The organism is Pseudidiomarina aestuarii, from assembly GCF_003987355.1.
Classification (GTDB): Bacteria; Pseudomonadota; Gammaproteobacteria; order Enterobacterales; family Alteromonadaceae; genus Pseudidiomarina; species Pseudidiomarina aestuarii.
Genome location: NZ_PIPR01000001.1, coordinates 1,661,963 through 1,685,604, shown reverse-complemented (window position 1 = coordinate 1,685,604; position 23,642 = coordinate 1,661,963). Strand labels below are relative to the sequence as shown.

At 48.3% G+C, this 23,642-nt stretch carries 22 protein-coding genes; 20 read left to right on the top strand and 2 right to left on the bottom strand.

The genetic code is table 11. The annotated features are described in order from the left end of the window. The first annotated feature begins 65 nt into the window (after positions 1–65). The 7 genes from CWE22_RS07690 to CWE22_RS07660 all read left to right on the top strand — a co-directional run bounded on the left by CWE22_RS07690 (position 66) and on the right by CWE22_RS07660 (position 8,473). A complete protein-coding gene (locus tag CWE22_RS07690) occupies positions 66–650 on the top strand; it encodes an RNA polymerase sigma factor (protein WP_169930739.1) in 585 nt (194 codons plus the stop codon). Further along, positions 641–1,060, top strand: coding sequence for a DUF4880 domain-containing protein (locus CWE22_RS07685; protein WP_169930738.1), 420 nt, complete (start codon positions 641–643; stop codon positions 1,058–1,060). The genes CWE22_RS07690 and CWE22_RS07685 overlap by 10 nt, the downstream gene beginning before the upstream one ends. Before the next feature lie 125 nt (positions 1,061–1,185). Continuing rightward, positions 1,186–4,194, top strand: coding sequence for a TonB-dependent receptor domain-containing protein (locus tag CWE22_RS07680; protein ID WP_169930737.1), 3,009 nt, complete (start codon positions 1,186–1,188; stop codon positions 4,192–4,194). 26 nt (positions 4,195–4,220) lie between these two features. Next, positions 4,221–5,699, top strand: a complete 1,479-nt coding sequence (locus CWE22_RS07675) for an SLC13 family permease (RefSeq protein WP_169930736.1) — start codon at positions 4,221–4,223, stop codon at positions 5,697–5,699. A 13-nt stretch (positions 5,700–5,712) separates the two neighbouring features. Further along, positions 5,713–6,501: a hypothetical protein gene (locus CWE22_RS07670; protein ID WP_169930735.1), complete on the top strand. Its 789-nt coding sequence runs from the start codon at positions 5,713–5,715 to the stop codon at positions 6,499–6,501. A gap of 5 nt (positions 6,502–6,506) precedes the next feature. After that, positions 6,507–7,631, top strand: coding sequence for a M14 family metallopeptidase (locus CWE22_RS07665; RefSeq protein ID WP_169930734.1), 1,125 nt, complete (start codon positions 6,507–6,509; stop codon positions 7,629–7,631). A 98-nt stretch (positions 7,632–7,729) separates the two neighbouring features. Further along, positions 7,730–8,473: an endonuclease/exonuclease/phosphatase family protein gene (locus tag CWE22_RS07660; protein WP_169930733.1), complete on the top strand. Its 744-nt coding sequence runs from the start codon at positions 7,730–7,732 to the stop codon at positions 8,471–8,473. 211 nt (positions 8,474–8,684) lie between these two features. Here the strand turns inward: CWE22_RS07660 and CWE22_RS07655 are convergent, their stop codons facing one another. Both CWE22_RS07655 and CWE22_RS07650 read right to left on the bottom strand, forming a co-directional pair. Then, the gene (locus tag CWE22_RS07655; protein WP_244595980.1) at positions 8,685–9,362 is read right to left on the bottom strand and encodes a LytR/AlgR family response regulator transcription factor; all 678 of its coding nucleotides are present in this window, start codon (positions 9,360–9,362) and stop codon (positions 8,685–8,687) included. Continuing rightward, positions 9,359–10,672 (bottom strand): sensor histidine kinase, encoded by a 1,314-nt coding sequence (locus CWE22_RS07650; RefSeq protein ID WP_169930732.1) that lies wholly within the window; start codon positions 10,670–10,672, stop codon positions 9,359–9,361. Before CWE22_RS07650 ends, CWE22_RS07655 begins: the two co-directional genes overlap by 4 nt. A 190-nt stretch (positions 10,673–10,862) precedes the next feature. On the opposite strand from CWE22_RS07650, the gene CWE22_RS07645 reads away from it, so the two are divergent. The 13 genes from CWE22_RS07645 to CWE22_RS07585 all read left to right on the top strand — a co-directional run bounded on the left by CWE22_RS07645 (position 10,863) and on the right by CWE22_RS07585 (position 23,564). Next, positions 10,863–11,735 carry an ATP-binding cassette domain-containing protein gene (locus CWE22_RS07645; protein WP_169930731.1) on the top strand — a complete coding sequence of 291 codons (873 nt, stop codon included), beginning with the start codon at positions 10,863–10,865 and terminating at the stop codon, positions 11,733–11,735. Further along, positions 11,735–14,935 (top strand): M1 family aminopeptidase, encoded by a 3,201-nt coding sequence (locus CWE22_RS07640; RefSeq protein WP_169930730.1) that lies wholly within the window; start codon positions 11,735–11,737, stop codon positions 14,933–14,935. Before CWE22_RS07645 ends, CWE22_RS07640 begins: the two co-directional genes overlap by 1 nt. A gap of 102 nt (positions 14,936–15,037) precedes the next feature. Further along, entirely contained in the window at positions 15,038–15,685 is a 648-nt protein-coding gene (locus CWE22_RS07635; protein ID WP_244595979.1) for a DsbA family oxidoreductase, read from the top strand. Then, the gene (locus CWE22_RS07630; protein ID WP_169930728.1) at positions 15,682–16,674 is read left to right on the top strand and encodes a cyclase family protein; all 993 of its coding nucleotides are present in this window, start codon (positions 15,682–15,684) and stop codon (positions 16,672–16,674) included. The genes CWE22_RS07635 and CWE22_RS07630 overlap by 4 nt, the downstream gene beginning before the upstream one ends. A gap of 3 nt (positions 16,675–16,677) precedes the next feature. After that, positions 16,678–17,304, top strand: a complete 627-nt coding sequence (locus CWE22_RS07625) for an NAD(P)H-dependent oxidoreductase (RefSeq protein WP_169930727.1) — start codon at positions 16,678–16,680, stop codon at positions 17,302–17,304. Between the two features lie 3 nt (positions 17,305–17,307). Then, a complete protein-coding gene (locus CWE22_RS07620; protein WP_169930726.1) occupies positions 17,308–17,739 on the top strand; it encodes a DMT family transporter in 432 nt (143 codons plus the stop codon). 4 nt (positions 17,740–17,743) lie between these two features. Then, positions 17,744–18,433: a GNAT family N-acetyltransferase gene (locus CWE22_RS07615; protein WP_169930725.1), complete on the top strand. Its 690-nt coding sequence runs from the start codon at positions 17,744–17,746 to the stop codon at positions 18,431–18,433. Further along, a complete protein-coding gene (locus CWE22_RS07610) occupies positions 18,433–19,299 on the top strand; it encodes a LysR family transcriptional regulator (RefSeq protein ID WP_169930724.1) in 867 nt (288 codons plus the stop codon). Before CWE22_RS07615 ends, CWE22_RS07610 begins: the two co-directional genes overlap by 1 nt. A 4-nt stretch (positions 19,300–19,303) precedes the next feature. After that, entirely contained in the window at positions 19,304–20,539 is a 1,236-nt protein-coding gene (gene yjeH / locus CWE22_RS07605) for an L-methionine/branched-chain amino acid transporter (RefSeq protein WP_169930723.1), read from the top strand. After that, positions 20,536–21,111: a flavodoxin family protein gene (locus tag CWE22_RS07600; RefSeq protein WP_169930722.1), complete on the top strand. Its 576-nt coding sequence runs from the start codon at positions 20,536–20,538 to the stop codon at positions 21,109–21,111. The genes yjeH and CWE22_RS07600 overlap by 4 nt, the downstream gene beginning before the upstream one ends. Then, positions 21,108–21,629 (top strand): P-loop NTPase family protein, encoded by a 522-nt coding sequence (locus CWE22_RS07595; protein WP_169930721.1) that lies wholly within the window; start codon positions 21,108–21,110, stop codon positions 21,627–21,629. The genes CWE22_RS07600 and CWE22_RS07595 overlap by 4 nt, the downstream gene beginning before the upstream one ends. 29 nt (positions 21,630–21,658) lie before the next feature. Then, positions 21,659–22,345, top strand: a complete 687-nt coding sequence (locus CWE22_RS07590) for a response regulator transcription factor (protein ID WP_169930720.1) — start codon at positions 21,659–21,661, stop codon at positions 22,343–22,345. Next, positions 22,335–23,564: a sensor histidine kinase gene (locus tag CWE22_RS07585; protein WP_169930719.1), complete on the top strand. Its 1,230-nt coding sequence runs from the start codon at positions 22,335–22,337 to the stop codon at positions 23,562–23,564. The genes CWE22_RS07590 and CWE22_RS07585 overlap by 11 nt, the downstream gene beginning before the upstream one ends. Positions 23,565–23,642: the final 78 nt, after the last annotated feature.

Here is a 23,642-nt window from a genome sequence, read left to right as displayed (position 1 = left end):
TAAGTTTTCACCTATCTTTGCAAAAAAGCCTCGAGCTTAGAAAACGAAAATAAGAGAATGTGACGATGACATCAAAACTTTCCTTTATCTGGCAACAACGCTTCGCACGCTTGCACACCAAGCTATTTCCGAAGCTTATCGGCTTCTTGAGTGCTCAAGTACCGAAGCAAGAAGCTGAAGAAATTGCGCAAGAAGCCTTACTCAAGGTGTATCAGCGTTTGCAGGACGCGCTGGAAAAAAATGAAAAATTGTCAGATGAAAACCTAGCGGCACTGACTTACACCATTGCCAAGAACTTGGTTATTTCTCGCGCGCGGCATTTGAAAATTCGCTGGCAATATCATGAAGAGCAGCGCACGCAGCTCAGTTTGGAAGCTTCGCATAACGCCGAACAAAGTGTTATCAATGATGATATGAATCGTCATTTGCTAGCCGCCATCAATCGGTTACCAGCTATTTGCCGTAACGTGTTTATCTTGCGAAAAATCCATAACAAGCGCTATCAAGATATCGCCACAGAACTAAATATATCGGTGAAGACTGTTGAGAATCATCTCTCGAAGGGTATGAAGCTTTGTCGTCAGTATATGATTGAGTCGGTCAACGAGGAGTCGAAGCAAAGCAGTATGGATTCAACACTATGCAAATAGAAGATTGGATTGTTCACGACATACCCGATGAAATTATCGGACAAGCATCTGACTGGATTGTGCAGTTAGACAAGCTAGAGCACGATGACAGTCAGATAGTGTCACCAGCCATGGCGACGCAAATTCGCCGTGACTTTGATTCATGGTTAAATCACGATCATCTACATCAACTCGCGTTCTTGCAGCTATCCGAAATGTGGGCGAAATCATCGATGCTCCGTCACGTGGAACATTTGATCGATAAATCAGAAGTCATTCACTTCCCGAACTTGCCTTTAACACCTTCTTTTGATGTTGAACCGAGTCCAGTTCTGATTGACCATAACGACACCATTTCTGCGCCAGCGTGGATGTACAACGTCGTTATTGGACTGGTGGTAGTCGGTACTCTTATCCCCTTCTTGCTGTAAGCTTTTCAGAAATTCGGCAACTCCCTCGTGAAAAAAGATTCATTTACGGGTAGGGGTATTTCCGATCTCGTGCGTTTATTACTTGAACTACAGAACTCAGTTAATAAACATACGAGAGACTGCTCATGAATAAATATAATAAATCAGTATCAACCCAGGCTAAGTTAACCAAAGTCGCAGCTGCCGTGGCATTGGTCTTATCCTCACAAGCTTTTGCACAACAAGTTGAAGACGACGCCGAGGCGGCGCAACCAGACAAATCTGTTGAACGCATTACGGTAGTGGGTTCCAACATTAAGAACGCACAGGTATCAGACGCCCTTGCCGTGTCGGTGATCAGTGCCGAAGAAATCGGTGAGTTAGGCGTAGAGTCACTGGACGATTTACTGCAACTTATTCCAGAAAACGGCCAGAACTTCATGAGTGAAGCTGAGAATATTTCTGGTGGTGTAAACTCCGCGCGTGGCGACGTTGGTTCATACAACCTGCGTAATTTGGGTACCGGTAATACGCTCATCTTGTTAAACGGTCGCCGCATGGTGAACTCTGCAACCTATCAAACCGAAGAGGTCGGTGGTAGCTTCGTGCCGGTGAACTCCGCCAACGTCAATATGATTCCAGTGTTTGGTTTGGACCAAGTAGAAGTGTTGCGAGATGGCGCTTCAGCCATTTATGGAGCTGACGCCGTTGCCGGTGTGGTCAACCATGTGGTGAAAAGCGATTTCGTTGGCTTTAACGTGTCTGCGCGCTACTCAGATTTTGAGAATTTCTCCAGCCCGGCACAACAATTACAGGTTGAGTGGGGCGAAGACTTTAATGATGGCCGCACAAATGTCAGTTTCTTTGGTGGCTTCTATAAGCGCGACCGCATTAACTCACAAGATGATGAGCGATGGGCTGATTCTGATTTCCGCAGACTGATTCCAGAGGGTTCTCCGTGGGCTGGTGACACCCGCTTCCGTAACGACAGCGCGAACTCGCTGTATGGACAATATGACTTGATCACCCGCGCGTCTGGAGTAGGCGTCAATGGCTCCATTACTGATAACGCTGGTGAATTCGAAACCTATCCAGTCGGCGACCCCCGTTGTGAATATGATATCAACGAGTACATTTGTGGTGCGGTCGACGGCCAAGGTGTTTATCGCTATAACTTAAACGCTGACCGTGATTTACGCTCGAAAATGGATCGCACCAACTTGTTCCTCTTCGTCAATCACGAATTCGATAATGGCCTCGAGAGCTTCAGTGAAGTCTCGTACTATGCATCGAACACGAACCTACGTCGCCATCCGACATCTCCGTTTAGCGCAGTTAAACTTCGTGTGGGTGCTGAAAACTACTACAACCCATTGGGCCCATGTGGATCGCCTAATCGTCTCCCAGATGAACTGATTCCAGACGTGCCATGTAGTGGCCTAGAGCTAGAAATCGATAACTACCGGTTCGCGGAAATTCCGCGAATCGTCAATAACGATGGTGACTCTTACCGCTTCTTACAAGGTTTCCGAGGAGTTTGGGGTATGTGGGATTGGGAGGGTGCTGTCACGCACTCGAAAGCCACAAAGGATGATGTCACTTCAAACCGAGTATCAAACAACCTGATGGCCGAAGCGCTTTTCGATCCAACACCCAACGCTTATAACCCATTTAGTGGCGGGGTAAACAGCAACATTGAACGCGCTTTAATCGATGTTTATCGCTCGAGTGAAACCGAGCTAACCATGTTTGATTTCAAAATGGCGAACCCAGCAATTTACGAGCTTCCGGCTGGACCTGTTGGCTTTGTTGCGGGTGTCGAGTATCGCGAGGAATCGTTTAAAGATGACCGTGATCCGCGCTTAGACGGTACCATTCAATTTACGAGCTACGACGGGGAGACGTACCCGTTTGTGTCAGATGTGGTGAACTCAAGTCCTACACCTGATAGCAGCGGTGAGCGAGATGTCACGTCGTTTTTCACCGAGCTCCAAATTCCAGTGCTTGAAACGCTCGATGTGCAAGCCGCGATTCGTTACGAAGACTTTTCAGATACTATCAGCACGACAGTCGGCAAAGTCGCCTTCGGTTGGTCTCCGAACGACATGTTTATGTTACGTGGTTCTTGGTCAGAAGCATTCCGTGCACCGAACCTAGTCACCATCAACGAGAGCATTGTTGCCCGAAACAACACGCGCACCGACTACACATGTTTGTACGCAGCAGAATTCGGTGGTGATCCGAATCAGGATGAATTGGATTGCCGTAATTCGGTTCAACGAGTCGCACAAGGTAGTGATCAACTGGTGCCTGAGGAATCAGTAAACACCAACCTTGGTATTGTGTTTAATCCAATGGATGATCTGACGCTAACAGTCGACTATTGGACCATTGAAAAAGAAAACACTATCGGCTTGTTTGGTGAAGAAAACCACACCTTACTCGATTTAGTCATGCGCTTAGAAAACGGTCTAAGCAACTGTGACAGCGCATCATTCAATGCAGCCGTTGCGCGTGGTGACATTGACCCTGGGACCGCTGGCTTCTACGAGGCTGCTGGTATTTGTCCGGCTGGTGAAATCTCACAAATCACAGACCAATATGCCAACCTCGACACGCGGACATTGGCAGGCTTCGACGTCGGCGTCTATTACAGCGTCAATTCTGATTACGGCCGTTTTAGCTTCAAATACAACGGTTCATTCCTAGAAAAATTTGAACAAAGCGCTGGTGGTGATGCGAAGGTATTGGTCGAAGCTCAAGAAAGTGGTTTGCTGCCAGCTTCGTTCCCTGTGACTGGCTTTGCCGATTTGATTGGACGTGATGGCAACCAAGAGCAGCGTCATTCTGCTCGTCTATCTTGGCGTAAAGAGGCATATGCCGCATCGTTGACTGGAAATCGCATTGGTAGCTTCTACCAAAGTGATTTGACTCTCGACGATGGCACGCGATACGTCATTCCTGCTATGACTACGTTCAATGCAACCTTTGATTACACCGTATTATTGAACAATGTCGACACTCGCTTCCGCGTTGGTGTGGTCAACTTGTTTGATGAGCGCGCGCCACTCGCGGATGGCTACTTCGGCTTCTTCTCAGATGCTCACCGTGACTATGGCCGGCAGTTCTATATCGACGTCAGTGCACGATTTTAATTGAACTGAATAATTAGGATGTAATCATGCACGCAACTGAAACACGCGCCCCTGAGCGGGCGCGTTATCAAAACATTGGCCTGTTACTCGGGCCAATCATTTTTTTCGTAATGATGTTGTTCGACCGCACCCAGACCACGATGGATCCAGCCGCATGGCGGGTTGCCGCTGTAGGTTTGTGGATGGCAGCATGGTGGGCGACCGAGGCGGTCTCTGTGCCAGTCACTGCATTTTTACCGATGATCATGTTCCCGTTCTTGGACGTGACCACTATTGCAGATGCGAGTCGGCACTACGCAAATCCCACTATCTACTTGTATTTGGGTGGCTTTATTTTGGCCATTGCCATCGAAAAATGGCAGCTACACAAGCGTATCGCCTTATCGATCTTGTCGGTAACAGGCACTGACGGCAAATTCCTGATTGCTGGTTTTATGGTGGTCGCAGCGTTGTTGTCAATGTGGATGACCAATACCTCAACCACCATGATGCTGATGCCGATAGCATTGTCGGTCGCCAATATGATCGCCGAAGAAAACAGTCATCTCCATCCTGGCGAGCTGAAGTCGTTTCAAAAAGCGATGTTATTGGGCTTGGCCTATGCTGCGACCATTGGTGGCTTGGCAACGCTCATTGGCACACCGCCGAATGCTTTGTTGGCTGCATTTTTGATCGAAAACTACGATATCCAGATCACCTTTGCGAGTTGGATGCTGGTTGGTGTGCCGGTCATGTTGTTCATGTTACCACTTGCTTGGTACTCGCTGACACACTTCACCTACAAGGTAAATATTCCTGCGAACCCTGAGGTCAACGACCACATTAAAAATATGGTGTCCGATCTCGGCCCCATGACCAAAGCCGAAGCTCGAGTTGGTGCGGTCTTTTTGCTAGTAATCACCTTTTGGATTTTGCGCCGTCCTATTTCAGCTTGGCTAGGTATCGACTTTCTTACCGACACGGGCATTGTCATGGCGGCAGCGTTATTGCTGTTCTTGCTACCGAGTGGTTCACAAAAACAAGCACAACTGCTGACATGGGAAAACGTACAAGGACTACCATGGGGCGTGTTAATCCTATTTGGTGGCGGTTTAAGTCTCGCAGCGTCTGTTTCTGACTCGGGTTTAGCCGAATGGCTCGGAGGCAACTTGATGCCGCTTGGCGCGTTTGGTGTGATTGCTCTGGTATTGGCTGCCACCGGTTTGGTTATTTTCTTAACCGAACTGACCAGCAATGTTGCCACCGCTGCAACCTTCTTGCCAGTGGTTGGTGCGGTAGCGTTAGAGCTAGGTGTGTCACCTCTAGTGCTGTGTATTCCAGTCACCCTAGCGGCAAGCTGCGCCTTTATGCTGCCGGTAGCGACGCCGCCGAATGCTATTGTGTTTGCCTCGGGTAAGCTGACCATTCCTGACATGGTCCGCGCTGGCTTAGTACTCAACGTTATCGGCATGGCCTTGCTAACCGTGGTCTCAATTTGGTTAGCGCCCATGGTGTTCCCGACGTAACAAGGAGTCTCTCATGCTGAGGAAACTGTTGGTTGGTTGGATTGTTGCACTGGCTCTGGTCGCGCCAGTGCAGGCTGCGGACAACCCAGAGCGAGTTCTATTTGTTGGCAATAGCTTCAGCTTTTATAGCAACGGCATCCACAATCACTTCGCTAATTTGCTGCGCGCTGAGGGCGCGTGGCAAGCCGGCGAAAACCGAGTGCGATTGCTGACGCTGTCCGGTGGTCATATTCATGAAACTGGTCGCTTGCTCAATAGTTACTTGAGCGCTGGCGACGACAACTGGCATGCAGTGGTTTTGCAAGGGCACAGTAACGAACCGTTGGATAAGAAGAAGTCAGCACGATTCGAAAAGGCCATGGAGCTGATGATTCAGGCTTTGCGCGACCGCGATATACAGCCTGTGCTGTTTATGACGTGGGGGTATCAAAACGAACCTTCGATGAGTCGCAAGCTGCAAGCTGCTTATGAACGCGTTGGCAAACGACATGATGCTTTGGTCGTGCCGGTTGGCGTAGCCTTTGCGGCAGCAGCTGAGCGTCATCCTGAAATCAACTTATTTATGAAAGATGTGCGTGGTGCGGCCGACGAACAGTTACTGTATCGGCGTGATATCAAACACCCAAGTATGGCCGGCACCTATTTAGCTGCATGCGTTATGTATGCAAGCTTGTATCAACGGAGCCCCGAGGGTAACCTCTTTACCGCCGATTTAGATACTGATACTGCGCTAGCTTTGCAACGCTTGAGTTGGCAGGTAGTCGCTGATTATTTTGCATTGACGACAACGGAGCAGGAGTAAAGTCGATGACGATACGTTGGTGGTTGGCGCTCGGACTTTGCTTACCGTCGTTAGCAAGTGCTTGTGACTTTGAAGAAGTAGCGTTTAGTGCTGAATTTGAAGGTGGCAAACTCAGTCAATGTGAGCAGCTTGGTGATGGACATTTTCGTCTGACCACTGTCGCAGAGAACTATCCGATCAATCCTAGCCCTTGGTACGCGTTCACCGTGGTTTCGAAAACTGGAGCGCGAGAGATTGAAATTGAGCTTGTTGCAGAGCAGAGCCGCGCACGCTACATGCCGAAAATCAGTACTGACGGTGATACCTGGGAAACGGTGCCGTTTACTGTTGTCGACCAGCAGTTTCAATTCTCGCTCAAAATTAGTGATCAGCCACTGTACGTTGCCGGTCAAGAATTATGGACCGCCGAAGATTACCAGCAATGGATGACCACGGGCGCGCGTGCTCAACGGTTTAACACCACGGTTATTGGCCAGTCTGTACAAGGCCGCGACATTGTTGCCATGCAAGCGGTTGCCGAAAACAATAAAGAATGGTTATTAGTCATTGGCCGCCAGCACCCGCCCGAGTTAACTGGGGCGATTGGTCTCCTATCTTTTGTGGATTATCTTGCCGCTGATGCGGACTTACAAAATGCATTTTATAACCGTTACAACGTTTTAGTCGTACCCATGGTTAACCCAGATGGCGTCGCCAACGGCCACTGGCGCCATAATGCAGGTGGTAAAGACCTCAACCGCGATTGGGGCGAATTCAGCCAGCCGGAAACTAAGGCTGTAATAGACTATTTGAATCAACAACTCGGTGAGGACGAACGCTTGGCCTTCGCGTTAGATTTTCATTCTACTCAGCAGGATATCTTCTACACGCTTGCGCCTGAATCCGGTGCTCAGCCCACAGATTTTGTGACGCGCTGGCTTGACGCTCTGAAAGCGAGTCGGCTGAGCTCCTTCACCGTCCGCGAGCGAGCCAGCTATCGCGAAGAATCACATGTGTTCACCCATTATATTGGTCGTACTTACGGCGTACATGCCGTAACCTTCGAATTCGGTGACAACACGCCTCGCGAGCTAGTCAGGCACATTGGCCAGCAAAGCGCCCACGAACTGATGCTATTGATGAAAGATTAGTCACAGAGTACCGAATTGAACCTGATACACTCAATTAGTGTCTGAAGTTAAGGCCCAAGTGACAAAATAAGGGTGCGGATTCTTAACAAGGCGGAAGTGTGCTCAAACCCAAGGTCGTGATTCCTCAGCAATTCATCCATGAGCATCCAATTGTTCATGGTGAAGCGTTTGGTGTGCTGTGCTGGAATACTCAGAAATTGACCGAAACGACCCAGTTTCAGCGCACTTTAGCGCGTGTTTTAGCTGACTTCCCTTGTTTATTTTTATTGCTCCAAGAGGCGAAGCTGAGTGCGAAAGATAATTGGTTGTCGCCGCACTGGTCGTACGCGGTTGCGCCCAATATGCAAACACGTCGTTCGACTTATGGCGTGCTTACCGCTAGCCAGTATGCTTTCACAGAGGCTCAAGCTCGACTGAGTAGAAAGCGCGAAGGCATGTTTGCCACACATAAAAGTTATATGCTCTCGTACCATGCACTCGCAGTGGGCGGAACTTTGTTAGTCGTCAACGTCCACGCGATCAACTTTGTTCGCGCCCAGCAGTTTTCACAAGAAATAGACATCATTAAAGAGGAGATTTTAGGTCATAAAGGACCGCTCATTGTGGCGGGTGATTTTAATGTGTGGAGCCGACGCCGGCGCTTACGTTTACTGCAATTCTGTCGCAGCGTAGGTCTCAAGAAAGCTATTATGGCCGACCCCCATCATGTCAAAACCTACCGACAGCACCCGCTGGATTTCATCTTCTACCGTGATCTTTCACTGCAACAAGCGTCCGCGATTGACACCAGCACCGTGTCTGATCACAACCCACTTTATGCGCGGTTTAAGCTGCTGACATAAGTGTCATAAGACGAGGATTTACACATAGCTTTTCTTTGCCTGAAGTTGTTGCTTTTAAGCTCCCGTCTGTTTCAACTTGGCAAGCGTAACGCTAACGAAAATGCACACTCTCGATGCATCGCGCGTTTCGATGAGCCCCAGTTTCGGTGGTAAAACCAGAAAATCCTTACTGAGTTGGTTAGCTTGCAAACTCTGAAAGGCGGTTGTCTGGCTACCACAGGTCAGCCAAGTCAGCTTTGAATGATTTACCAATCGGAACCTTGCGCCCGCTTTTCAGCGTCAGACTGATTGTGTCCCTCGCGATAATATGAGCTTTGTTCACCAAAACAGACTTATGTACCTGCATAAAATCTTCGGACGGAAGTTTTTCTGCAAGAGCCTTGAGAGGCCCGTTAGTGAGACAGCATTGCTGATCCTGCCAGACTTTGACAAAGTTACCGTAACTCTCAAAGCATTCAATACTATCGAGCCACAGTTTTCGGTCTTCACGATCGACGCGGAGGATTAAGCTTTGACGCTCGCTTGCAGACGAAGCGCTGAGAATGCGTTGTCGCACTTTTTCGATTGCCTGCGCAAAGCGCTCCGCACGCACAGGTTTGAGTAAATAGTCAGTCACATCTAGCTCAAAACCTTCGATTGCATACTCCTGAAAGGCTGTACATAGGATAACTTGTGGCTTATTTGCCATCACGCGGAGCATATCGAGGCCTGACAGGCCCGGCATCTTAATATCTACGAACATCAAATCCACTTGATGGTGGGCAAGGTAAGTTAACGCTTCGGTAGCGCTATAGCACTGGCCCACCACAGCGATTTCTTGGTGTTCTTTAATGTAATGTAAGAGCACATCGTGCGCCAGCGGCTCGTCATCGACAATTAGGACTTTCACAATAAAATCCTCAACTCAGCGTGCCATAGTGAGCCGGTTTGTTGGCTCGTTAAATTGTGTTGTCCGGGGTAGGTCAGTTGCAGCCGGCGCTGCAGATTTTCCAACCCAATTCCAGCTTCGTGAGAAGCGTTGGGAATGTCGGCTAGGCTATTGGTGCAGGTAAATACAAACTCGCCGTTTTCGAGGCTGGAATGAATGTCAATCTTTCCAGCAGCAGAAGTCGGTTCTATACCGTGCTTGAAAGCATTTTCGACCAACATAACCAACAATAAGGGAGCGATTTTAGCCTGCGAGTCGTTAATATTAGCCAGCCAAGAAAGCTTGCAGCGATCGCCCAGGCGCATGCGTTGCAATTCAATATAGTTCTTCAAATAGTCCAAGTCCTCTGAGAGTAAAACACGAGACTTTTGCCCCTCATAGACAACATAGCGCAGCAAGTCAGATAAATTTAATAGCATAGTTGCCGCATTCGCAGCGCCGGTTAAACATAACGCGTAGATACTATTTAAGGTATTGAAAAGAAAGTGAGGGTTCACCTGCTGCTGCAGCATTTTAAGCTCAGCCTGAACTTGTTGCTGCTTGATTTCAGCGACTTCTTTTGCGCCTTGTTGTCGCTCAAAAGCCAGAATGAAAGGTGCTGTCAATGCCCAAATAGATCCCGCTGCGAGCAGGTTCATGGCGGCAAAGATATTATGGTCTTCGGACGGTAATAGTGACTGGTCGGGGATGGTAAGCGGTAATTGTAATACCAACCACGCAAATACCGGGTAAGTCAGTAGCAACCATAGCGTGCTACTGAGCACGTAAACGTAAACACCATGCTGCGCAAGAATCTTGCGAATAAAGTGGTAGCGATTCATCCAATAGTAAAAAAAGATAACCGCAGCCATCACACCGAACTGCCAAAAGTAATAGAGCGAGAGCTGCCACTCTTGCAACATAAGAACGGGGTCAAAGACCGGCTCAAGTGGCTGGTTACGCATCGGGTCTGGGTTATAGACAAATAGACTCGTCATAAACAAGGCCCAGACCAGAAGCAACACAACGAGAGCAGCGTCGAGAGAGGCCAAAGAGCGGAGCCAGCCTACCGAAGCATCTGATTGGCTTGATTGTTGCAAAATAAGATGCAGCCAATAGAGAGAAATCAAAACGCCTGTGAGCAAGGAGAAGCGTACCCAACTGAATGCGCCAAGAGCTGATCCGTTCGTCGTTTGCAATGACAGAAAGACTTCAATAGCTAGAGCCGTCAGCAGGGGAAGTAAGACGGCTAAACGATAGTGTTTTAGTCTAGTGAAATTCAGCTCGCTCATGCTTTTGCTCATAAGATTTATTTCTAATCACTTTACTTAGTCTATGCGAAAGTCTCACTTTTTGTCTGACAAAGGCTTCAATTTTAATGACGAAAGGCACCGTTGTCATGAAATCCAGTACCTTCAACACCCTTTACTTTCATCACACCAGGTTGCGCTCTAGTCTCTTGCCCAACAGATAGGAGCGACTATGTTACAACTTGACTCAATCTCGAAAACCTACGCTGACGGAACCCAAGCTTTAAAGCAGATTTCTATGGAGCTAGGCACCGGCATGGTAGGCTTGCTGGGCCCTAATGGTGCAGGTAAATCAAGCTTGATGCGAACGATTGCCACGCTGCAAGACGCTGATAGCGGCTTAATTACAATGAACGGTGTATGTGTGCGTTCCAATCCATTATTTTTGCGCAGTCAACTGGGGTATCTACCGCAGCATTTTGGTGTGTATCCACACATTTCGTGCCGCGCATTGCTTGAGCACATTGCAATCCTCAAAGGGCTTAATGACACGGAGCAACGCCAAGCACAAATTGAGAGCTTGCTGGAGCTTACCAATCTAACAAAAGTCGCTGAACGTCAGGTGCGTCATTTTTCCGGTGGTATGTTGCAGCGTTTTGGGATCGCCCAAGCGCTACTGGGTAATCCGCAAGTGTTGATATTAGATGAACCTACATCAGGGCTGGATCCTGCCGAACGGTTGCGGCTGCATAAAGTGCTACATGAAGTAGCGAAAACCAGATTGTTATTACTCTCTACCCATATCGTTGAAGATATTGAACACCTTTGTGCCAATACCTATATCTTGATTGCAGGTGAGGTTGTTGCCAGTGGTTCCACTGATTCGTTGTTTAAATCGCTGGATGGTAAGGTTTGGCAAGGTGCTATCGATATCGAACAGCTGCCTGCTGACGCTCATGTTTTGACTGAGAACTTGTATTATGGTCGGCAAGTCTATCGTGTGTTCGCTGAGTCGCAGCCGCACCCAGCGATGACACCAGTTAAACCATGCTTACAAGACCGCTACTTTCTCCATTTAAATGGTATTGAATGGGGAGAGTGCTAATGTCTCGTCAGATTCTTAGCTCAGAACTGTACTTGCAATGGCGACAGCCGCTCTTTCTCGTCTTGCTGTTAATCGCGCCTTTGTTCGGTTACTTTGTCGGGCATGGAATTAGCGCCTCCCAAGTAGAATTGTTTCAGCGCTTCCACCTGCAGCAAGTGACCGGAGCGTTGAGTATGATGGCGCTCCCATGGGTGACGGCAATACTGGGCGTCGCAGTGCTCTATCGTGACCAATCGAGCGGTATGACCGAGCTGACCCAAGCTCTGCCCGTCGAGCGAGTGAAGCTGCAAGGCACAGTCGTTGTCGGACTTGTGCTATCGATTTACGCGCTTTGTTTTATCGCCGTGTGTGGATTGTTCGGCGGTATTCTTATGCAAGCTCAAGTGCTACCGTCATTGATGGAGTTAGTGCACGTATTCCTTCATATGCAAGGATTGCTCCTAGTACTAGCGATGCCTGCGCTTGTGCTATTTCTTGCCATGTATTGGTTTTCAACAAATCTGGCAGCGCCGGCTATCGTTATTTATCTATTAGCGCTTATCGTGTTTGTGGCCTATATGGCGTTGTCGAGTGCCAGTGGTTCTCCGCTAATGGCCGGTGCGCAAGCTCCCGATGCTATCTTCAAAGCGGTTTGGAGCTATCTTGATTGGTTTGGTCTGACTGCGTTGTTCGAGAAAGACATTGACTGGCAGGTGTTGTTACTGAATCGAGTATTCATTTTTACGCTTGCCGGAATTTTTGTGGTTTTAGCGTTACGCACGGCAAGCCTGTCGCCTTCGGCGCCTCAAAAAGCGACTGCAAGAGGTAGTGACAAAGCGCAATTGAAGCCGGTAAAAAGGGGATCATCGAAGCTCGGTTTTGTGGCGACTACACCGTATATTACCAAGCAATTCATGACAATAGTGCGCTTCAATTGCGGCCAATTACTGTTGCATCCAGGCGCTTTATTTCTCGGCTTGCTATGGATCATGATTCTGTTTGCTGAAGTGTATCCTGCGCTGGATTTTGCCGAAGTTGGTGCGACCTTGCATGGTTTAAGTATCGATGCCATCAATCGAATTATGTGGGACTTGGTGCCTTTGTTCGGTTCGGTAGTCATGCTTTACGTGAGTTACACACTTACTTGGCGCGATCACCAGTACAATTTTGCCCTTGTCAGCGAAGCACTGCCGGTATCGGAGATAGTGCGATTTGTGAGTCGTCTGGTGATTCTCTTTACAGTTTTAGGTTACTTCTTGGTTTTAACGATTGCAGCTGCAGTTATCAGCCAAGTAATGCAAGGCAGCTCTATACAGTGGTTTGAATACGGGTATTTTATTGTGTTCGCAGGTATACCTTTGGCGCTGAAGGGCATCACGTTTCTTGCGATCTTAGGGGTGATTCAGCAGCGGGTAATTGCGCTTGGCCTTAGCCTGTTGATTTTACTCTTCGAGTTTACGCCGTTACCGACGTTGTTGGGACTTACATACCCGTTATTTGGGTTATTTACTACTCCGCTCAGCAGTGCAGACATGGTGCTGGGTTATGCGGCGAACGAGACTGGATTTTGGGCGTTTAGCATGTTTTGGTTATTGGTAAGTGTTTCCTTGGTGGCTTTGGTGTTAATGCGAAATGTTCCTCCTGCGTCCAAGCAGCGTTGGGTGTCACTAGCCGTGATGGCAATGCTTCTAACGCTCATCAGCTTAAAAGGGTACTCCATTGACCGTGAGCTGGAAAAAGACGGTAAGATGTTGGCCTCGGCTGAGTTGCTGCAGCTACTCGCTGATTATGAGCGCAATTACAAGTCGTTCGCGGGCATGCCAATGCCCAGCATTGAGCACGTCAACACCAAGGTAGATGTTTACCCCCAACAACGCCGTGTGTTGGTCAGTGGCAGCTATACCTTATTAAATCTGCACGACGAACCACTTGATACGATTCTTGTTGGAGAAAATTGGCGTTCTCCGTTACAAGAGCTGGAACTGTTGGCGCCAAGTCAGATGACCTACGACCAAGAACAAGGGCAATATGTTTTTAAATTAGAGGCCGCGCTGGCACCTGGGCAACGAACAACTTTGCGCTTTTCTTTGCAGCTACAACAAAGCGGCTATCAAGCTTTACCGAACCATAAAATAGTGACCTCCGAGTTCGTATATTTGCGAGCTATTCCATACTTCCCTGAGATCGGCTATTTACCTATTCGAGAAATCGCCAATAATGATTTTCGGCGTGACTATGGCTTACCGCCACACATCGAGTTGTCGACTGAGGCAAAACTGCGAGCGCGTGATGCTAGCAAAGATCGCTATGATTGGTCGCAATTGACGACATTGATGAGCGCCCCGCAGGGCTATCAAACCTTTAGTCAGGGCGAACTGGTCGCTGAATGGCAAGAGGGTGAGCGCTTGTATCGAAAGTACACCACGCAAGAACCAGTGCGCCGAGTACAAGCCTTTATCGCAACGCGAGCAGAAATTAGCAAGCAGTCGTTCGATGACCAGATCTTGCAAGTTGCGCACATACCCCAACACCGTGGCAACGTCGCTATGACGCTTGCAGCGATGGAACACACCACAGCGTTCCTTGCTAAGCCGATGGGAAGTTTTCCAGGGAAAACGCTGACCCTTATCGAAACGCCGGATTTGGGGCCTTCTGGTTATGCGCTACCGCAGCTCGTTCTCATTGGTAGTCGTATTGGTTTTCGTGCGCGACAAGATGATGGTCAGCCGTTCAGTCATGCGTATCGCCGCGCCGTGCACGAGACCGCACACCAATGGTTTGGCCACATGCTGGGAAACGGCGTGAAAGAGGACAACTCGTTCCTTATTGAATCGATGGCCAAGTATGTTGAGCTCGCTATGTTGGAGCGCCACTATGGCATAGATGCCATGCAAGCACTTGTCGATTATGAGCGCGAGCGCTATACCCATGCTGAGAATTTGAATAACCAACCGATGGTTAGCCTAGTTAGTGCGGAAAGCCCACATGATAGGTATTCGCGTGCGACCTTAGTTTTTGCGCAGCTGCGCGCGGGAATCGGTGATGAGCCAATACTGGCCGCGCTTGCCGAAGTTGTCAAAAAGCACCGTTATCCGCAGCCACCTGCCAGCTCACTCGATTTTGTTGATGCGTTAGTGGCGCAGGCGCCCAAGTACCGAGCACTCATCGAACGCTTGCTCGTCGAGCCGCAACCTCTTTTAGTGCTGGGCTCAAAAATGTAAACACATGCTTTTTTTCGTTGTTTGATATCGACTTTAATCATTTTTTTCTTTGTCCACAAAGCACTAACCTTATACCGGTCAAAATACTGAATGAGGTTAGCTGTGACTACGATAGAGTTTTTTCATGATGCGGTGTGTGGATGGTGTTACTTGCTGTCACCGCGGTTACGCAAAATCGCTGCGAAATACCCAGTGAAGGTTGTGCATCGCGCTTTCGTGCTGCAGAGCAATCAACTAGAAATGATTGCACGTTTTGGCTCGCTGGCGCAAGCCAAGCGAGAAATCTTGCAACATTGGGAGCAATGTCAGCGCTACGCTGAACACCCAGAACTGATCAATATTGAGCGTATGCGTGCTGCCCCCTTTAATTATCCGACCGGTTATTTAGCGGCGCTTTACGCAAAAGCGATTGAAAAGTTGGGTGGCCAACAAGCGCACTGGGACTTTTTTGATGTGGTGCAACGTGCGCATTTGTATGAAGCGCGTAATATAGCTGACGTTAAAGTGCTTAACGACATTGCCAAAGCCCATGGATTTACTTACCCCGAATTGTTGGCGACTTTGTATTCGCCAGAAGTCAAAAAAGCTGTCATGCACGACAAATTGCGTGCTGAGAACTTTGGTATCCGCACCATTCCCTCATTAGTTATTGATGGCACGAAAGTTGTTTCGCAAACGCTTTCACTCGATCAACTTGAACAACTCATTGCTACGCATGTTGAACGCCAACATGTGGAGGAGGAATCATGAATATTCTATTAAGCGCATTACTTGCTGTCGCTATGCAAGCGACACCAGCACAACAGTATGTGGGCACCAGTCCATGGGGCGAAAATGACGAAATCGGTCGTCTCAATATGATGACGCCGGAGAGCCAAGCAGCAGTCATGGCTAACATTGATGCCCGAAACGTTTACGACCTGTCTGTCGAATATTTTGTCGGCATGCCGAGCTGGCAAGCCGCTGGCGATCCACACTATCAATTCTGGATGACCCATACCCCGCGTGGTGCTGTGGTTGATAACGTGCTCGGTATGGGCGAACAGATCAACCAGCATGTCAGCTACTCTGGTAGCGCCGTGTCTATGTATACGCACACCGGAACGCATATTGATGCTTTCAGTCACTTTGGCTTGGATGGTGAAATCTACAACCATTTCAGCGCTGATGAATACCTTGGCGACAAGGGCTGGCAACGTAGTGGTGCGGAAACCATTCCGCCATTAGTCGCGCGTGGGGTGCTCATTGACCTACCTAAAGCAAAAGGTCTCGACATGCTGCCCGATAACTATCGAGTAACTGTTGCAGATATTGAGCAAGCTCTTGAACAGCAGCAGGTGAAATTGCAGCCGGGTGATGTCGTTTTATTGCGCACTGGACGCATGCATAATTACGAGCAAGCAGCGCAATTCATGGCCAATTCACCGGGTTTAGGTATGGCAGCAGCGACGTATTTAGCTGAAGAGGGTGAGGCGATGATCATCGGTGCCGATAATCTCAGTTTTGAGGCGTTTCCATCAGAGGTCGAAGGCAACTATGTGCCGGTTCACACGTACCTGTTGACCCAAGTAGGGGTGCCTATTATGGAGCTAGTGAATCTGGAAGAACTTGCCGCAGCGGAAGTTTATGAGTTCGCTTTTGTCGGTGGCTCATTGAAGTTACGTGGCGCAGATGCAGCACCGCTGCGACCGCTTGCCTTCCCATTCAAAACGTCGACCACAGAGACTAACGAGGATTAAATCATGGCTATTTTAGAAGCATTGAACTGGCGTTACGCCGTGCGTGAATTTAGCGATAAGCAATTATCGGACGAAACCATAGCTGAACTTGTCGAAGCGACCCGATTAAGCCCCTCTGCTTATGGTCTGCAACCCTATAAGCTGCTGGTGGTTAAGTCACCAGAAATCAAAAACGAGCTATTACCTTATGCGATGGGTCAAACTAAAGTTCGCGACTGTTCTCATCTGTTTATCCTAACGGTGAATACAACGATTGATGCGGATTTTATTGAACAACATTTTGCTCATGTAGAGCGCGAGCGCGGTCTTGAGGCAGGAGCATTGGCTGGTTTCACGCAACACGTAAAAGACGTGATGTTGTCAATGTCTGCTGAGCAACTTCAGCAGTGGGCCGAAAATCAAGTGCATATTGCACTGGGCAACTTATTAACGACTGCTGCACTGAAGCAAGTCGATGCTTGCCCGATGGCTGGCTTTGAAAATCAGGGCTTTGACGAGGTGTTAGGCCTTGCAGAGCTGGGGCTCCGAAGTGCGGTAATTTGCGCTTTAGGTGAGCGCGCGGACACTGATGTGAGCAGCGCTGAACGTAAAGTGCGCCTACCGATTAACGATTTTAGTTTGGAGATCTAGGACATGTTATTGCTAATGGCGTTTTTCGCTGGCGCACTCATTGCACTGCAAGCGGGAATCAACAGTCAGCTAGGTGTTTTGTTGAAGAACTCTTTGATGGCCACCGTGGTTGCATTTGCCTTGAGTGTTTTGGTCAGCGGTCTTGCGCTCATTAGCTTTACTAGTCAATGGCCGAACTGGAGTGATGTTCGTGCGGTGCCTTGGTATCTATGGTTAGGCGGGATTATGAGCGCCACCGGTGTCGGTCTGTTCTACTTTTTGATCCCCAAAATGGGCGTAGGGGCAATGATGTCCTATGCACTTACTGGACAACTCGTTCTGGCGGTAGTCGCGAGTCACTTTGGTTGGTTTGGTTTACCGCAAGTGGCGTTAAACCAAACTAAATTAATCGGGTTAAGTGCAATGGTCGTTGGCCTAGTCTTATTAAATAGGTAATCAAATGAAGACGTACCTTAAGAAAAACTACATGAACTTGCTCGATCTTTGGCGTTGTTATGGTGCGAAGGCACAGAACGGTTTATGGTTTTCGACGAGTTGGCCGCATCGGGTATGGCATGAGTCGCTGGATACGCAACAGACACTGCTGAGTTTGCGACAAAACGAGCTAAACTCAAAGCAGCAGCTAGTATTGATATCCGCGCCGGAAAGTGGCCTGGAAGGGCTGCAAGCAGACGTCAGTCTAACCTTTATGCATTTACTAATCCCGCAGGAACACCAAGCTATTGCTGAGGGAACCGATCTGGAATTACTCGATAGTCATGACGAGGCTGGGATTGGCGCCTTCAAGCAAATGTGCAGTGATGGTTTTGGTTATCCTATGGAAGTTGCTCCTTTGCAACGCGCCGCTCAAGAAGATGGCGTGAAATTAGGTTTTTTACGAGTGCATGGCGAACGGGTGGCGACCGTGCTCCTTTATCGGCAGGGCAAAACCATAGGTGTATTCCAAGTGGCTGTGCCTAGCGCTTTCAGAGGTAAAGGTTACGCGACTGAAGTGATGCTGCATTGCATCAAGTGGGCGCAACAGCAGGGCGCAGAAGTCATGACTTTACAGGCCTCGGAGATGGGGCTCAATCTCTACCGACGTTTGGGCTTTGAGGAAACAGGTTCGATAACCTTTTGGAGAAAGTAATGCATCGTATATCCCTAGAACAGTGGCGTATGTTTATTGCTGTCGTCGATAATGGTGGCTTTGCACAAGCTGGAGATGCGCTTTATAAAACGCAGTCAACGATAAGTCATAGCATCAAAAAGCTCGAGCAAACGGTAGGCAAACCCCTGTTTGAGGTGGTCGGGCGAAAAGCAGTACTTACTCCTTATGGCGAAAGCCTGCTGGCGGCGGCGCGTACGTTGGTAAGTCACGCCGACGCTCTTGAACACGACGCTATCTCTCAGCACACGGAAATTCGCACCACCTTCAATCTGGCCGTGGATATCCTATTTCCTCAACCGCAACTATGGAGAGCCCTGGCTCGACTAGCCGGTGACTTCCCTGAACTAAATGTTCAGCTCCATGAAACCGCACTATCGCGCTGCGGCGAGTTACTTGACGACGGCACTGTTGATGTTGGTATTGCGAGCTCGATCCCGAAAGGTTATGTGTCGCATCTGGCGACGACAGTTGACCTCTGCGCAGTTGCCCATGAAGAACACCCTTTGGTTGATGGTAAAACGCACTCTCTAACTGAGCTAGAACAGCATCGGCAATTGGTCATTCGAGATGCTGGCTTACGCAGTAATGTTAACTCTGGCTGGCTTGGTTCCGTGAGTCGCATGACCGTGAGTCATTTCCAACAGACTTGGCAGGGGGTTGTGCACAAGGTTGGTTTTGCTTGGCTTCCGCTATGGTTTCTAGAACAGAAAGACAACTCTGAGGTCGTTGAGTTGAAGCTTGATAATGGCCACATGCGTACCGTTGCATTGCAGCTTGCTGTTCGTCCTGAGCTTGCGTCGAGTAAAGTGGTTAAAGCGTTTGTAGCGTACTTAACGGAAGAATAAGAGCATGAGCAGTAAAATTTCTCGTTGGCAAGGCGCAGGACTGGTTGCCACAACCTTATTGGGTACCGGTGTTTTTATTTTGCCACAGCTAACAGTTGCCAGTTCGGGCAACGACAGTGCGACAGTTTGGCTGCTCCTGACCATGATGATTATTCCTATAGCATTGGTGATGGGTAAACTTGCCGCGAGCTTTCCTCACGCTGGAGGTCCTGCGCATTACGTCGAAAAGGCTTTTGGGACGCGATTAGGTCGTAGTTTAGGGCTCTTGTTTATTTGTGTGGTGCCTTTTGGGGCACCTGCAGCCATGTTGCTCACTTTTGCTTTCTTTACTGGCTTAACTGGGATCACTGGACCTTCGCTATTGATATGTGAGCTAGTTACGCTGCTAGGTTTGTTCCTGATTAATCGACGCGGGTTAAAGTTATCCGCCGTTGTGCAACTTGGTATTACCTTAACTGTGGTTGCGCTGATTCTAGCTCTAATCTTGGTACCAAACGCAACAGTGAGTGCGCCCTGGCATCCGACTATTCCCGAGCTGGGGCCTCTATTAAAAGGGGTGGGAATTGCCTTCTGGAGTTTCCTTGGACTCGAGGCGATTACCCATCTTGTTGAGGACTTTCGCAGGCCCCAGCGAGATGTCATGCCGGCAATGGTATACGGCTGCCTACTGGTAGGTGGTATCTATGTGGCGACAACCGTTCTGTTATTACTTTATCCGAGCGTAGCTGAAGTCGCGATAATGGGAATTGCCGAATTAAAGTTGGGCAAAGCAGGAGCAGCGCTTATCGGCATACTTGGTGTAGCCGGTGGCTTGGCTACGGTTAACGTCTATCTTGCGAGCCTATCGCGTTTGCTCGCAAGTTTTGCGGAGCAAGGAGTCCTTCCTGCTGCGTTGGGCAGAAAAAATAAGCACACTATGCCGACCTGGGCCATCACTTTTATTTTATCCATCATCGCTGTAATGCTCGTTCTTACCTTTGTTACCAGACTTGATTTGGAGGTTTTGATTACGGCCACAAATGGCGTCTTTGTGCTTATTTATATCGCCACAATGTTCGCAGCATGGCGTTTATTAGCCAAAAAGTATCGTTTGCTGGTTGGAATTGGTTTGCTTCTTCTAACGGGTATTATGTGGAGTATCGGAGTACATATGATTTACGCAGTCATTTGTTTTTTTTCCATCGTTAGTGGCCTTGGAGCATGCGAATGGTATGTTGCAAGAGATAGGAAAATATCATGATTAAATTGGGCATCATCTATTTTAGTGCAACCGGAGCAACTGAAACGTTAGCGCAGCAAATTGAGCAAGGCGCTCTTGCTGTTGATGACGTTGAAGTTATGCGTTTTCGCATCGACAAAAAGAAGCTCGTTGATGGTCGGTTTGTCGAACAGGATGTCCTGACACAATTGGGTACGTGCGACGCAATTATTTTTGGCTCACCAACATACATGGGGGGTGTCGCCAGTCAATTTAAAGCGTTTGCGGATGCGACCAGTGAATTGTGGTGCGAGCAGTTATGGGCAAATAAGCTCGCGGCAGGATTTACCTGCGGCAGTGCCCCGAACGGTGATCAATCAGGCGCCTTACACTATATGTTTACACTGGCCTGTCAGCAGGGCATGTTGTGGGTCAGTATTGACGCAGCGCATGGCTACACCAAGCAAAACGTTAACCGCCTAGGTAGTCAGCTTGGCGTGGTCGCGCACGTCAATGGCGAGGGCGTGCATGAAACAGATAAATCTACCGCCAACTATTTAGGGCAGCGTGTTGCGGTATTGGCAAAAAAATTCAATGAAAGCGAGTCACGATGAAAAAAATAGCGGTTTTCGGTAAGCCAGGAAGTGGGAAGTCGACATTCAGTAAAATATTATCAGCGAGCACTGGCATCGCACTCTACCAGCTGGACTCTATTGTCTACAAAAGTAATGGTGAGTTCGTAGATCGTGAGACATTTGATGAAAAACATAAAAAGATACTTTCATCCGATAATTGGATACTCGATGGGCTGGGTCCGATAAGCGCATTTACAGAGCGTCTAAAAGCTGCCGATACTCTGATTTACCTAAACTTACCTTATCCGGTGAGCTACTGGTTGGTTACGAAACGACTTTTAAAGGGACTCTTTGTGAAGCCAGAAGGTTGGCCTGATGAAAGCTCCGTTATTAAAGGAACTATTGCCAGTTATAAGGCCCTTAAAATGAGTCCGAAATTCTGGAATAACGACTTCGAACATCGATTGAAAACAGAATATTCAGATAAGTCTGTTCATATCATTCGCAGCATCAAGGAGTTAGATAGCTTTATTGAAGAGGCTGGTTCGAAGTGCTGAGGTAAGTGTATGAGCCGAGGGAAGCTGAAATGAAAGTTTTGCTTATCGAAGATAATGCAGTCTTAGCTCGCCAAGTTTCCGAATTTCTTGGGGATAACGGTGTAGTTGTGGACTATGCGATGACGGCTCGGCATGGCACGCAACTTGCTTTAAATGAAACGTATGACTTAGTTATTGTGGATGTCATGCTACCCGACTCGAATGGCTTTGAGGTGACTAAATCAATCAGGGAAAAGTCAGCTATCTACATACCGATTCTTATGCTCACAGCGCGGGATGCGATTGCTGATAAAACCGAGGGCTTTACGTCTGGTGCAGACGATTATTTAACCAAGCCTTTCGACTTACATGAACTGTTGCTGAGATGCCAATCACTGTGTCGGCGGCATCAGTTATATCAGCCAAAAGTCCTGAAAGTCGGGCCGCTTACGCTGGATAGTGTAGCGCGCGTCGCTCATCGAAATGGTCGCCTCCTTCATCTTGGACAAATCCCATTCCAAATACTGGAAACCTTAGTTGAAGCGTATCCTCAGCCCGCGAGTCGGGCTTTACTGATCCATCGAATATGGGGTGATGAGCCCCCTGAAACTGATGCGCTGAAGTCGCATATTTATCAATTACGGCACATTCTCGACAAAGGTTTTGATTATCCAATGTTGAAAACTGTGACAAGCTTAGGTTATCGACTGGATTTGGGAGCGGCTGATGAAGCGTAGCATTCGGCGTAAGGTATTTGTCCTATTGCTAGCTTTTAGCTGCTTTATATCGGTGATGTTCGCTGGTATTGCTTTCGTTGTGAGCTTCGCCACAGAAGATAAAGTTATTGAAAACGTGCTCAATGATGAAGTTGATTATTTACGAGAGCGTTATAAAGACGGGCTGAGTTTGACGCCAAGACTTTCCCACGTTGCGGTATTCACGTCGAATCAACCAATGCCATTGGAGTATCAGGAACTATTGGCTTCTGCATCGTCTGCAGATCAGGAGGTCACCGACAAGCAACAGCGACATTGGCACATTAAGACGTTGACTCTGTCTGAGGATATGACGGCTTATGTCTTTCTTAATGCGACGTCTTGGCTTGCGCTTCCTTCAATCCTGAACGAGGTGTCGCTACTATTATTCCTGCTACTGGTAGCTTCACTAACTATCGCCTTTGCAATAGCCTACGGATTAACGCGCAAAATCACTAGGCCACTGATTCATTTATCTGAACTAGTGACGACTCAGCCAGAGGCAATCTCGTCTTCGCTGGAGGTTGAGCGGCAGGACGAAATAGGAAACTTGGCAAGGTCATTCCAAAGAACACTTTCTTCTTTACAGGGCGCTCTTACACGTGAGAGTGACTTTACTCGCGATGCAGGCCATGAGCTCCGTACGCCGATAGCAGTAATTAAAAACTATCTGACACTTCAGCAGCGTCGGCCGTTAACGCCCGATGAACTGTCGGAGCAGGAAAAGCAAATTAACTACGTGAGCACCTGTGTCGATTCCTTGATGGCCTTGGCAAGAGCTGAAGTGGTCGAGAAGCAAACCTTTTATTTACGGGCGTTGATTGAAGAGACATTGATGAACACGCTTAGTGAGGAGCAACTTGAACGCTTCGACTTTAGAATTGACGTTCCCTATGATCTAAAAATCACTGCGCATAAGGCTTTATGCATTGTTTTGATCCGAAACTTGATAAGCAATGCTGTCAACTATGCGCAAAGTCCCGAGATCAGCATAGAAGCTACGCAAAGTTATTGGCGATTTAGCAATTCAGCAGACTCCGTACCAGAGACTCCGTTGTCGCGTCAGAGCAAAGGCAAGACGAGTGAGGGGATAGGGCAAGGTCTCTACTTGGTCGAGCGCATTGCCGCAGCGCAAGAGTGGAAATGTGACTGTTCTTTGGTTTCGCATAAGTTCTCGATTACTTTTTACTGGTCAATCTAACACCTTCTCCCGTTTTTTGACTTCACCTGTTTTTTACCTCTTTAGCAATAGACTTCATTATTGGTTTCCTTCGATTAT